This is a genomic window from Gordonia sp. N1V (genome assembly GCF_029269935.1).
Classification (GTDB): Bacteria; Actinomycetota; Actinomycetes; order Mycobacteriales; family Mycobacteriaceae; genus Gordonia; species Gordonia polyisoprenivorans.
Window position 1 is genome coordinate 143,979 of sequence record NZ_JARJDD010000009.1, and the last position, 12,568, is coordinate 156,546.

Annotated in this window: 10 protein-coding genes; 6 read left to right on the forward strand and 4 right to left on the reverse strand. The window is 67.1% G+C overall.

Annotated features, from left to right (window positions below):
• Positions 1-5: 5 nt before the first annotated feature.
• Positions 6-251: a hypothetical protein gene (locus P3L18_RS13960; protein WP_006368223.1), complete on the reverse strand. Its 246-nt coding sequence runs from the start codon at positions 249-251 to the stop codon at positions 6-8.
• Positions 252-412: 161 nt separating this feature from the next.
• Between P3L18_RS13960 and P3L18_RS13965 the strand changes: the two genes are divergently transcribed.
• Positions 413-3,154 (forward strand): LuxR C-terminal-related transcriptional regulator, encoded by a 2,742-nt coding sequence (locus P3L18_RS13965; protein ID WP_276114372.1) that lies wholly within the window; start codon positions 413-415, stop codon positions 3,152-3,154.
• Here the strand turns inward: P3L18_RS13965 and P3L18_RS13970 are convergent.
• From P3L18_RS13970 to P3L18_RS13980, 3 genes are all read right to left on the reverse strand, one after another.
• Positions 3,135-3,752 carry a hypothetical protein gene (locus P3L18_RS13970; RefSeq protein ID WP_276114373.1) on the reverse strand — a complete coding sequence of 206 codons (618 nt, stop codon included), beginning with the start codon at positions 3,750-3,752 and terminating at the stop codon, positions 3,135-3,137. The genes P3L18_RS13965 and P3L18_RS13970 overlap by 20 nt on opposite strands.
• Positions 3,753-3,785: 33 nt before the next feature.
• Entirely contained in the window at positions 3,786-5,246 is a 1,461-nt protein-coding gene (locus P3L18_RS13975; RefSeq protein ID WP_276114374.1) for a pentapeptide repeat-containing protein, read from the reverse strand.
• Between the two features lie 134 nt (positions 5,247-5,380).
• Entirely contained in the window at positions 5,381-6,508 is a 1,128-nt protein-coding gene (locus P3L18_RS13980) for a citrate synthase 2 (RefSeq protein WP_006368225.1), read from the reverse strand.
• Between the two features lie 214 nt (positions 6,509-6,722).
• Here P3L18_RS13980 and pdxH point away from each other — a divergent pair, with 214 nt between their 5' ends.
• From pdxH to P3L18_RS14005, 5 genes are all read left to right on the forward strand, one after another.
• Positions 6,723-7,418 carry a pyridoxamine 5'-phosphate oxidase gene (pdxH, locus tag P3L18_RS13985; RefSeq protein ID WP_172398756.1) on the forward strand — a complete coding sequence of 232 codons (696 nt, stop codon included), beginning with the start codon at positions 6,723-6,725 and terminating at the stop codon, positions 7,416-7,418.
• Complete coding sequence (locus P3L18_RS13990) at positions 7,415-8,044, forward strand: PadR family transcriptional regulator (RefSeq protein WP_276114375.1); 630 nt, start codon at positions 7,415-7,417, stop codon at positions 8,042-8,044. The genes pdxH and P3L18_RS13990 overlap by 4 nt, the downstream gene beginning before the upstream one ends.
• Positions 8,045-8,053: 9 nt before the next feature.
• Entirely contained in the window at positions 8,054-9,322 is a 1,269-nt protein-coding gene (locus P3L18_RS13995) for an MFS transporter (RefSeq protein WP_020170243.1), read from the forward strand.
• Positions 9,323-9,368: 46 nt separating this feature from the next.
• A complete protein-coding gene (locus tag P3L18_RS14000) occupies positions 9,369-10,454 on the forward strand; it encodes a 2-oxoglutarate and iron-dependent oxygenase domain-containing protein (RefSeq protein WP_020170244.1) in 1,086 nt (361 codons plus the stop codon).
• 466 nt (positions 10,455-10,920) lie between these two features.
• Positions 10,921-12,528: an HNH endonuclease signature motif containing protein gene (locus tag P3L18_RS14005; protein WP_276114376.1), complete on the forward strand. Its 1,608-nt coding sequence runs from the start codon at positions 10,921-10,923 to the stop codon at positions 12,526-12,528.
• Positions 12,529-12,568: the final 40 nt, after the last annotated feature.

Here is a 12,568-nt window from a genome sequence, read left to right on the forward strand (position 1 = left end):
CGAAGTCAGCCCGCGAGGCCCTTGGCGGTGCCGACGGCGATGTCCTTGGCCTCGATCGCCTTGTCCTTGACCTCGATGCCCAGACGCGCCACCACGGCGGCCTTGGCCGCGGGATCGAGCTCGTCGATCGTCTCCTCGATCTTCGCGGTGGCCGCGTCCACGAGGGTCTTCTCCCGCCGCAAGAACACCAGTAGCGCCACGATCAGCCCGAGGCCGACGATGATGAGAGCGATCTTCGCGTTCTTCGACACGTCGATGGGTCCTTTCGCTGGAGGTGGCCCGCGGCCGTCGCGGATCCCGTCCCCAGTCTGCCTCACGTGGTGAGGTGCGACGGAGAGTTGATACGGGAGTATGTTCGCGATGTCCGGTATGCGCGCCGGGCGCACCACGCGATCGAGGCCAGGGGCTCACTGTGCTGGAATGGAACGGCGTCGATCCGGGCCTGTTCACCTCGGTGCTCGATCGCGCCGAGGGCGGCGTGCCGACGGTTCTGGTGGTCGAGGGCGAACCCGGACTCGGCAAGACCAGCCTCCTGGCGGACCTGATCGCGCAAGCACGAAATTTTCGGGTCCTGACGGCCGACGGCGTGCAGAACGATCGCGCACCGTATGCGCTGCTGACCCAATGGGGAGTCGAACCGGGTCGAATGTTCGACGGTGGGCAATCCACGCCCCGGGTGGCTGCCCAAGGACTGCGTGACCGCCTCGATGCGTTGGCCGCCGCCGGACCGGTACTGCTGGTCGCCGACGACCTGCAGTGGGCTGACCCGGAGTCGGTCGATGCGCTGCTCTGGCTGTTGCGACGCACCGCCGGGGATCGGCTGCTGGTGGCGGTCGGCACGCGGCCGCCGGCGCCTGGGCAACACCCCGACTGGAAGCGGTGGATCGAGGGTCCCGGCGCAGCGGTGACGATCACGCTGACCGGTCTGACGCGCGGGCAGGTGGCCGAGATGGCACGTCGTCGGTGGCCGAGTATCTCCGACGAACTGGTGGGTCGGCTGCACGAACACACCGGCGGTAACCCGTTGTATCTGAAAACCCTTCTCGCCGAACACGAGCTGACCGATCTCTCGACTGCAGACGTGTTGCCGGCGCCGGCCGCGTTCGCCCGCACGATCGCCGCGCGGACTTCACGACTGTCCGACGCGGCCCTCGCCGTGCTGCGCGCGGCGAGCGTGTTGGGCTGGACGTGGTCGTCGCTGGCTCTGGTTTCGGCGGTCGCCGAGGTCGGCGAGCCGACCGGAGTCGTCGAGGAGTTGCGTGCGGCCGAGCTGGTAGATATTCGACGATTGGATGAACCACTGCAGGTGCGTCCGTCCCACGCGCTGATCCGTGCCGCGGTGTACCAGCAGACCCCGCTGACACAGCTGCGTGAGCTCCACCTGCGTGCGGCACCCCTCGTGACGTCTCGGGCGATGGCACTGCAGCACCGACGCGCGGCGGCCGCCCGGTACGACGACGGTCTCGCCGACGAGCTCGAGGCGTACGCGCATGAGCTGTACGGCCGGCGGTCGTTTCGGCAGGCTGCGCAGTACCTCCGCTGGGCCGCGGCGCTGACGGCCGATCCTGCGGTACACGAACGACGTTGGCTCGAATCGCTGTACAACGTGGTGTTGAATTACGACTTCGCGACCGTGCGCGCCGAACTCGACGCCATCCGGATGGCCGGCGACGCGATCTGGAGGGCCTTGGTCCTGGGTCGTTACGCAATCCAGGAAAGGCGGTACCGCGACGCCGTCGCCGAGCTCGAACCGATCACCGCCGAACCGATCACCTCTGGGCCGATTGCCGCTGGCTCGGGGCAGATCGACCGGGCGCGGCTGCGCTACCGCGCCGAGGTGCTGCTCGCTTGGGCTCGCGCGTGCCTGGGCCATCCGATCGACCTCATCGCCGACGGGATCGACCGCGCCGAGATGGTTCGGCCCGATGACACCGACGACGGGGCGATCCGCGGAATCGAGCTGGTCGTCGCCGGCCAGGTATCGATTCGTCGCTTCGGGATAACTGCCGTGCTCGCACAACTGTCCGGTCTTCCGGCAGCGCTGGCGGTGCCGTTGACGGCGACGGGCGCACTCGCTTTTCGGGGTTCACTGCGGGCGACGATGGGTCTGACGCGTGCGGCCTCCGACGACCTGACCGAGGCCACGCGCCGCATCGAGGACTCGACGGATGTCGGTGCCGGATCGTTTCACGCGCAGCTCGGATTCGTCCAGTGGCTGTCCGGTGATTGGGGTCGGGCTGCGCTGACCTCCCGCAAGGCCCTCGACCTCGCCGGCACCGTGGTACATCAGTTGACCGCGGCCATCGCGCCGCTGGTCGACAGTGGTGCGGGCCGGTTCGCCGAAGCCGATGACCTGATCGAGTCGGCCCGCGAGCTGCTGACCGAATCGCCATGGGAGCCGGCGTGCCTGCAGTTCGTGAACACGCTGCTGGTCCGCGCCCACGCCGGCGGTTCGGCCGCCGAGCAGGCCACGGCGCTCGCCGAATTGCGTGGCACCCCGTTCGAGATCACCGACACCTCCCGTGCCGGTCCGGCCCTGCTACTCACCTACATACCCGCCCTGATCTGGGCCAAGCGACTCGATGAAGCACATGCCGCGATCGGTCGACTCACCCGCGCCGAACCGGCCGCGGACTGGGCACCGGCAGTGGCCTCGTGGTTCCGCGGGCTGATCCACGAGGCCCGAGGTGAGGGACCGCAAGCGTTGACGGCGCTGACCGCGGCCGTCGCCATGGATCTCGCTCTCCCGCTGTACCGGGCGCATCTGCTGGCAGATCATGCACGGCTGGCCAGGCTGTTGGGGCAGCATCGCGAGGCCGGTGATTCGCTGCGGCAAGCGGAGTCCATCTACGACCGACTCGGCGCAGCGCCGTTCGTGGAACGCATTCGGGTGATCCTCTCCGAGCCCGCACCGCCGGTGCAGGCGCTCGCCGGCGGGGTCGTTCTGACCGACCGTGAGCACGACGTCCTGACGCTGTTGCTCAGCGGGATGAGCTATGCCCAGATCGCACGCGAGCTCTTCATCACGCAGAGCACCGTCGGCTATCACCTCGGCAACATCTACGGCAAGGCAGGCGTGAAATCGCGGCATGAGCTCAGCGACATGGCACGAGAGAATCCCCGGCTCTTCGGGATCACCGTCGCTCGGGCGTGACCGGTGCCGTCCGCCCGCCCGCGTGGGTGCTCAGCTCGCGAGTCTGCCTGACCGCGAACAGGATCAGGCCGATCGGCAGCACCCAGTTCAGGATGAGATCGACCGGTCGGAAACCCGGAACCGGTTGTGTCGCGGGATCGAGCAGACCGGCCAGCAGGTGACCTACGCCCATCACCGCGACCACACCGGCCCACATCGCGCTGATCTTGCGGTTGACCGAGCGGAACACCGGTGACGTCCAATACTCGCGGGGCACCGATTCCCGGGCGTACTGCTCGGTGAACGGCACGGTGAACACCGAACCGAGCATGATCGCCGCCAGGACGAGGGTGGCCGATCCGCGTCCGTAATCGGCGATCCAGTTGGTCGCCGGCGACCCGCCCGAGAAGCCGACGACCGCGAACGCGCCGAACGTCGCGACGCCGGTGACGTCGAGTACCTTCACGCCGGTCTCCTGCATGCTCTTGATCAGCAGGACCAGCGACACGGCGGCCGCGAGGAGGGCGGCGACGGCGGCGGCGTCGGCGCCTCGGCGATTGATGAGCACACTGAACAGCACCCACGGGATGAGACTTACGAACATCTTCTTGGAATCCATGACGAAACTCCTTCGTACAGTGCGGGTATGGGTTTACGGGCAGCCGGTTCTACTGGCGTTCTTGACCGTTCCGTCCGGCATGAAGGTGTTGCAGAAGGTGGCGCCGGCCATGTTCGCGGTGGTGAGATCAGCGCCGAGGAAGTTGGCTTCGGTGAGGTTGGCCCCGGTGAGGTTGGCCCCGGAGAGGTTGGCCCCGGTCAGGTTCGCTCCGGTGAACGAGCCCTGGCTCAGGTTGGCGCCGGTGAGGTTGGCTCCCCGCAGGTCGGCACCGGTGAACGAGGCGAGTCTGCCGTCGGCTCCGACGAAGGATGCGCCGACCAGGTCGGCACCGACGAGATTGGTGAGAGTCAATCCGGCGCGGTCGAACCTCGCGCCGTTCATGCTGGCGTTGACCGCTGCATTGCCACCGAGCTGGATCTGGCTGAAGTCGGCCTGATCGGCGTGACCGAAGGCGATGCTGCCCAGGTAGAAGTTGCTCCCGGACAGGTCGGCCTTGTCCAGCGTGGCGTAACCGAAGAATCCGCCCTGCAGATTGGCCTTGGTGAGATTCGCTCCGGGGCACTTGGTGAACGCCGCGATCGCGCACCCGTTGACCTTGCTGCCCGCACTCAATTGGGTTCCGTTGATCAGCGTGTTGACCGCGCCGTAGAAGGGGCTGCTCGCCGGCAGCGGGATGGGGTTACCGGTGGCGGCGGGCGGGGTCTGGCCCGGGCAGAGCCCCTTGTGGGGGTTCTTCACGCTGCCGTCCGGCATGAGCGTGTTGCAGTACGTCACGCCGGTGAGGTTGGCGCCGGTGAGATTCGAGCCGGTCAGGTCGCCGTTCGAGAGATTCACGTTCGTCAGGTTGGCGCCGGTCAGATCGTCACCGTTGAAATCGGTGTCGGACAGGTTGGCGCCGCTCAAATCGGCTTTGCTCAGGTTCGAGCCGACCACCGCACCGAAGTTCGCGTCGAGCCCGGCCAGATTCGCTCCGGGTAGGTACGAATTGTCGATGCTGCCGAGATGCAGCTTCGAGTTCTTCAGCGACAGCCCGGGCGCGTACATCTCGTTGAGTGACACCCCGGTCAGTGTCGTGTTACTCAGATCCGCATTGGCCATCGATGCGTAGGTGAATCCGGCGAACGCGACCGCAGCTCCGGACAGGTTGGCGCCGGTCAGGTCCGCGTAATGAAACGACGCTCCGCGCAGCACCGCGCCGCTCAGATCGGCGTTCGCACACGAGGTGCTCGGCTTCACGACGCAACCGTTCACGTCCTGGCCGTACTTGACGGTTGGCTGCGTTCCCTCGACCAGCAACGTGTAGTACGGATTGTCCGGCGGCACCATGATGGTGCCCCCGGGGACCGCCGGATTCGCCGGCCTGGGTGCGGAACTGCCTACGGCGGCTTGCGACGACCCTGCTTGCGAGGAGTTCTCGGCGGTGGAACACCCCGCCAGTGCGGTCAACGCCGTCGCGACGACCCCCACCGTGAGAAGGCGGAATTTCAGATTCATGACGGGCTCCGATCCAGATGTGACCTGCGAAAAGGTCCTTCATCTCGTTCTAGAGCCCGCCGCCCCCCGACACCCTGGTGACAATTGGCAGTCTTCGTCACCGAGCCGCCGGGCCGGCGTCGCGGATTGGTCGACTAGAGGCCGGGTTTGACCACGTCACCCCACCCTTCGACGTCCTCGGGGCGCCGCGGTGCGGCGCCGGTGTAGAGCGCGGCCGGGCGGACGAGTTTGCCGAGCTGCTTCTGTTCGAGGATGTGTGCGCACCAGCCCGCGGTCCGGCCGCAGGTGAACATGGCGGGCATCATGTGCGTGGGTACCTCGGCGTAGTCGAGGATGACCGCCGCCCAGAACTCGACGTTGGTCTCGATCGCGCGGTCCGGGCGGCGTTCGCGCAGTTCGGTGAGTGCGGCCTGCTCCAACGCCGCGGCCACCTCGTAGCGCGGCACCCCGAGCTGTTGGGCGGTGCGGCGCAGGACGCGGGCTCGCGGGTCCTCGGCGCGATAGACCCGGTGACCGAACCCCATCAGCTTTTCCTTGCGGTCGAGGATGCCCTTGACCAGCGCCCGCGCGTCCCCGGTGCGCTCGACCTCCTCGATCATCGGCAGCACCCGTGCCGGTGCGCCACCGTGCAGCGGCCCCGACATCGCGCCGATCGCCCCGGACAGCGCCGCTGCCACATCGGCTCCGGTACTGGCGATCACCCGGGCGGTGAACGTCGACGCGTTGAGTCCGTGTTCGGCCGCTCCGACCCAGTAGGCGTCGATCGCGGCGATGTGCTTCGGGTCCGGATCGCCCTTCCACCGGGTCATGAATCGTGCTGTGACGGTGTCACATTCGTCGATGATGCGCTGCGGCACGGCAGGTTGGTGAATGCCGCGGGCCGACTGCGCGACGTAGGACAGTGCCATCACCGACGCGCGCGCCAGGTTCGCGCGGGCGGTGGCGTCGTCGATGTCGAGCAGCGGCCGGTAGCCCCAGATGGGGGCGAGCATCGCCAGCGCGGCCTGCACGTCGACGCGGACGTCGCCGGTGTGGATGGGCAGCGGGAAGGGTTCCGCGGGTGGCAGACCGTCGCCGAACCGGCCGTCGACGAGCAGTGCCCACACGTCGGCGAAGGTGACCTTGTTCTCGACGAGATCCTCGATGTCGACACCGCGGTAGCGCAGGTTGCCGCCGTTCTTGTCCGGTTCGGCGATCTCGGTGGTGAAGGCGACGACGCCCTCGAGGCCGGGGACGAAGTCGTCGGGGATCTTGTTCGTCATGTCTGCGACCACCTTCTGTTCCGCACGGCGCTGTGCCGGGGATGCCGGGCTGGGGGCATCCTCTGTGTGCACTGTAGGACAGTCCGCAGAGGCCGTCATACCGGGGAGTAACCGCCCCGCCACGCTGGTCACGGCACTCGCCCGGAGTAGCGTCTGGACAGTGAGCGAATCCATCGACGGCGGGCCCCGACGACCCGGGATCGACCTGCCCAACATGCGTGTCGGGTACGGCGGCGGCATCCCGCCCAACGTCGGCGACGGAGATCGCGCGGCCGGGGCCGACGGGGTGCGCGACAACCTCGATCCGAGTTGGTTGCGCGGCGACCCACCGTGGCTCGACCTGTTCGAGGTGTGGCTGCACGAGGCCCTCGACGCGCGGATACCCGAGCCGAATGCGATGGTTCTCGGCACCGTCGACGCCCATGGGTTGCCGGCCACGCGGACCGTGCTGTGCAAGGGCGCCGACGCCGCCGGAATCGTGTTCTTCACCGGCTACGATTCCGACAAGGGCCGTGACCTGGACGCCAATCCCGTTGCGTCGGTGACCTTCCCGTGGATCGCACTGGAGCGCCAGGTGCACTTCCGGGGCGCGGTGGTCCGAGTGAGTCCCGAAGAGACGCAAGACTATTGGTACAAACGGCCGCGGGGGTCGCAGCTCTCGGCGCTCGCCTCCGAGCAGTCCCGTCCCATCGGTAGCCGGGCGGAGTTGGAGGCGAAGGCGGCCGACGTCGCTGCGCGGTGTGGCGGCATCGACGGAGACACCCCGGTCCCGGTGCCCCCGCAGTGGGGTGGGTATCGCCTGGAGCCGGCGTGCGTCGAATTCTGGCAGGGCCGCGCGAACCGGCTGCACAACCGGATACGTCTGACGATGGTCGACGGGGTCTGGGAAGTCCTGCGGCTGCAGCCGTGAGCCTGCGACACGCACTGCTGGCCCTGCTCAGCGCCGGGCCGGCGACCGGATACGACGCCGCGAAGCGGTTCAGCGGTTCGGTCGGGCACGTGTGGTCGGCGCCGGACTCGCAGATCTATCCCGAACTCAAGCGGATGCAAGGTGACGGACTCGTGGAGAGCAGCGCCGTCCGCTGGGGGCCGCGCAGTACCAAGACCCAGTACACGATCACCGACGCCGGACTCGAGGAACTGATCGACTGGGCGGGCAGAGCGCTGCCGTACTCGCCGCCGCGCGACACCCACCACCTACAGGCCGCCTATCTCGAATGGACCGATGCCGCGGGCGCGCGGCGATTCTTCGAGGATCACATCGCCCATCACACCGAGCAGCGGCAGTTGCTGCTCGCGGTGCACGCGGGAATCGTCGCGCGCACCGATCCGATGATCATGCGCAGGCTCTCGCGTTTTCCCGACTCCGATCACGAGCGGATCGTGGCCTTCAAGGCGCACACCTATGCCGGGATGATCGCCCGGAGCGAGGCGGAGATCGCCTGGGCACGCGAGGGTCTGGCGATGCTCGACACCCTGGCCGCCGACGGCGGAGTAGGCGGGGGAGCGGCCGGGGGCAATTCTTCGATCCCCTAAGCTGTTTCGGTGCGTCGTCTCCTGGCCGACACCCGGCCGCTGTCCAATCGATATTTCCGGAGACTGTGGTGGGCCAACATCGTCACGGTCATCGGCGCGCAGCTCACCGTGGTGGCGGTGCCTGCGCAGATCTACGAGATCACCGATAGCTCAGCCTATGTCGGACTCACCGGAGTTTTCGGTTTGGTCCCTTTGGTCGTATTCGGCCTCTGGGGCGGGGCGCTTGCCGACGTCATGGATCGCCGGCTCATCCTGGTCGTCACCACTTTCGGACTCATCGGCACCAGTGCGCTGTTCTGGCTGCAGTCGGCGATGGGCTGGAACAACGTCTGGATCATTCTGTCTCTCTTCACCGTTCAGCAGGCCTTCTTCGCGGTCAATCAGCCGACACGGACAGCGGTGCTCCCGCGGTTGCTGCCCGCGTCCGAACTGCCGGCGGCGCTGTCGCTGAACATGACGGTGATGCAGGCCGGCGCGATCGCCGGACCGCTCGTCGGCGGCGCGTTGATCCCGGTGCTGGGGTATTCGGTGCTGTACCTGATCGACACGATCTTCTTGTTCGCCACGCTGTGGGCGGTGATCCTGCTGCCTGCGCTGCGTCCGGAGAGCGAGCACGCGCCGAAGGTCGCGGGATTGCGGTCCGTGATCGACGGCCTGACCTATCTCGCCCGGCACAAGGTGCTGATGGCGTCCTTCCTCGTCGATCTGATCGCGATGATCTTCGGCATGCCACGGGCGCTGTTCCCGCAGATGGCGCACGAGAACTTCGGTGGTCCGTCCGGTGGCGGCCTCGCCTTTGCGCTGCTGTTCGTCGCGATCTCGGCGGGCGCCGTCGTCGGCGGGGTGTTCTCCGGGTGGGTCAGTCGTGTTCAGCGGCAGGGATTCGCGGTGATCATGTGCATCCTCATCTGGGGTGTGGCGATCGCGCTCTCGGGTGTGGCGGTGGGGTTCGCCGGCGGGTCGGCAATGCCGTGGCTGCCGGTCGTCCTGGTGCTGTTGATGATCGGCGGCGCCGCCGACATGGCCTCGGCGGCCTTCCGCCAGTCAATCCTGCTGGCCGCGGCCAACGACGAGGTGCGCGGGCGACTGCAGGGGGTGTTCATCGTCGTGGTTGCCGGTGGTCCGCGCATCGCCGACGTCGCGCACGGTTCGGCGGCAGCGGTCGTCGGCGTCGCGGCGACCACGGCCTTCGGCGGAGCGGCCGTGGTGGTGCTGACCATCGTTGCCGCACTGTTCATTCCGGCTTTCGTCCGCTACCGCGTCGGCCAACACGCCTGACCGCGGCAGCCGCGCTGATCAGCGAATCCTCTCGATCGGTGTCACCATGGTGGCCATGACTGCGACCGTCGACGAGTCCGTGGACTCCTTTCGCGTTCCGATCATCGACATCTCCGCCTACACCGACGGAGGTAGCGCCGCCGACCGCGCGGTGGTCGCGGCGCAGATCGATGACGCGGCGAGTTCGGTCGGATTCATGCAGATCGTCGGCCACCAGATCCCCTCCGCGGTGATCGAGGAGTTCACCGCCGTCATGGACGACTTCTTCGCGTTGCCGCTCGACGAGAAGAAGGCCTACCGGACGCCGCCGGAGATCAACCGTGGTTATGCACCCCCGAAATCCGAGTCGCTGTCGCTGAGTCTCGGCGTGGAATCGGCGGGGCGGATGAATGATTTCTTCGAGGCATTCAACGTGGGCGTCGAGGCGAAGCAGTATCCCGGACTCGAGCTGCCCGCCGATCACTACGCCGACAACACCTGGCCCGCGGTCAGTCATTTCCAGGCTGCGGTGTCGACGTATTTCGTCGAGGCCCGACGCGTCGCACACGTGCTGACGCGCATCTTCGCCGACGCACTCGACCTCCCGCCGGACTTCTTCGACGGCTACACCGACCATTCCCTCGACGTGCTGCGGATGAACAACTATGCGCTGCCGCCCGGCGAGATCGAACTCGACGGTGAACTGACCGGCATGGGTGAGCACACCGACTACGGCATCGTTACCGTGCTCTGGGCAGATCAGGTGCGCGGGTTACAGGTGCTCGACCACCACGGGGTGTGGCACGACGTCGCCCCGACCGACGGTGCGCTCCTCATCAACCTCGGTGACCTGATGGCGCGCTGGACCAACGAACGCTGGATGTCGACACTGCACCGCGTCAAGCCGCCCATCGTCGACGGCACCATCGAACGCCGCAGATCTGCCGCCTACTTCCACGACGGCAACATCGACGCCACCATCTCCACACTGCCCTCCTGCGTGGGTGCCGGCAGCCGCTACTCGCCGATCACCGTCGGCGAGCACATCGGTGCCAAACTCGCGGGTTCGCGTGCCGGACAAGCCAATCCGTACGCAAAGCGCGAGGCCGCCCGCGTGCAGCGCGCGATGCAGCGAGGCCTCGGCCAGCAGTAGCGTCCCGGGTAGACATCCTCTGCTCGATGGCCGTAGGCTTCCTTCCCTCCGCTGGTCCCCGCCCGGTGGTCGAGGTGCGAGCCGCGTGCGGCGAGCCTCGAGACCGCTTGTGCCGGTGCTGGTTCCAGCTCGGCGGGTGGTGCGGATACCTGTCGGCGAGCGGGGTCTCGAGGCCTCGTCGCTGGCGCTCCTCGGCACCTCGACCACCGGAAAGGATCCCCCGGTGGTCGAGGTGCGAGCCGCGTGCGGCGAGCCTCGAGACCCGGCGAGATGACAAGCATCGCAACCACATCCACTACCCACTCGACGCAACAGAGCGCCCGGTCGACGTAATTCGACGCCCGGTCGATGAGTAGCAATAGTTGTCCACAGATTTCTCCAGCCTGGCGATCATCGCGCCGGTTTTGTCGGTACCCCTTCGTACACTTGTTCTCATCACGTCCGATCGTGGGAGGGGAGGTACCTGGTGTTGACCACGTTGACGTTCACCGATCCGGATGCCGACGCTGCCGCGATCACGTCGATGTCGCGCGACGAGCTCACCGAGACCGGCCCTGAGTTGTTGCGCCAATCGCGTAAACACGAGGCCCGGACGGTCCTGGCAGCCGCTGCACTGGCGGAGCGGGTGTTTCGTGAGCATCTCGCCGGGCGGCCCGAGACCGGTGTGTGGGGTTCGGTGGTCGAGCATGCCGAGAGACTCGGCCGGGCCGAGGTGTCGTTGCAGTTCAAGGTCTCTCGCAGTAAGGCCGGGAGTTGGGTGGCGTTGGCGGAGCTGTTGGAGAAGTTCCCGTTGATCCGTGCCGCCTATCTGAACGGGGAACTTTCGACGAATCGGGCTTCGATCATGGTGCGCGCCGCCCAACGTGGCGGGGACATCGACGTGGACACCCACACCGACAGCGACAGCGACAGCGACAGCACCGACGGTGACGAGTCCGGGATGTCGTTTGAGGAGATCGTCCTGGATTATGGGTCCCGCGCCACCACCGATCCGGTGTTGTCGCAGCAGCTTGACGCCGCGTTGATTTCGATGAACCCCGACAGCGTGATTGAGGACAGCGACGCCATCACCGACCTGGTGGGGAACGTGACCATCACCCCCGATGTTGCGGGGCACTCCGCTCTGGATGCGGTTGTGCCGGCGCATTATGGGGTGTTTCTCACAACGCAGATCGAGGCGTTGATCGATGAACGCACTTGCCGCAAGGACCCGCGTCGCGTGGGGTCGCTGCGGGTGATCGCACTGGGTGAGATCACCGGTGTGCCGGGAGCGCACCTCGACTGCGAATGCGGACAAGATGACTGCCCAAAACGAGGAGGCGGCACCGACAGCAACGGGTCGGCCGAGACTCCCGCTGACGCCGAGGATGCGGCAGCGTGGGACGACCTGCTACCCGAACCCGCCGATGCCGACGCTCCCGCAGTCGAGTTGGTGGAGTTGGTCGAGCCGGTCGTCGAACCCGAGATCCCCGACCCCATGGATGAGCCGACCTGTGATGAGGTGCCGGTCGCGTTCGGGCGGGCCCTGGTGGTGCCCGGCGCACCCGTCCTGACGGTGTTGAAGGACCCGGACGGGATTCTCGTGCCCCGGTTGCAGGGATACGGGCCGATCGACCCCAGCTACGCCACCACCCTGTCCGAGGTGGCGAAAACCATCCATTACCCCGAATCCGCGCGTGCGGCTGGTCCGTTGATCCCGCAGATCTCCGACCGCGCGCAGGCACCGCCGGCGGATCCGACCGGACACGGTGGTCACACCGTGCCACCTCCTGGGGCATTGACCTATGCACCCAGCGCCACCTTGCGCGCTGAGGTGCTGGCCAACGATGCGTGGTGCCGATACCCCTACTGCGGGATGCCGTCACATCTGTGCGACCTCGACCACTGGCAACCCTTCAACCACACCGACCCCGAGGCGGGAGGCTGGACAGTACTCGGCGACCTGATCCCGCTGTGTCGGGCTGATCACCAACGCAAACACCTCGCGGAGTGGGTGCCGACGTTGTACACCGATCGGAGGGTGGAGTGGCGGAACCGGCGGACGGGGCAGGTGATTGTTACCTACCCGCGGTGACAGGGTTCCGCTGTGGGGTGGAACCAGCTGTGGTGCAAGA

Bases quoted from the DNA above. Each gene is read 5' to 3' on its own strand.
- P3L18_RS13970 (WP_276114373.1), bottom strand. From the start codon at position 3,752: ATGGATTCCAAGAAGATGTTCGTAAGTCTCATCCCGTGGGTGCTGTTC.
- P3L18_RS13975 (WP_276114374.1), bottom strand. From the start codon at position 5,246: ATGAATCTGAAATTCCGCCTTCTCACGGTGGGGGTCGTCGCGACGGCG.
- P3L18_RS13980 (WP_006368225.1), bottom strand. From the start codon at position 6,508: ATGACGAACAAGATCCCCGACGACTTCGTCCCCGGCCTCGAGGGCGTC.
- pdxH (WP_172398756.1), top strand. From the start codon at position 6,723: ATGCGTGTCGGGTACGGCGGCGGCATCCCGCCCAACGTCGGCGACGGA.
- P3L18_RS14000 (WP_020170244.1), top strand. From the start codon at position 9,369: ATGGTGGCCATGACTGCGACCGTCGACGAGTCCGTGGACTCCTTTCGC.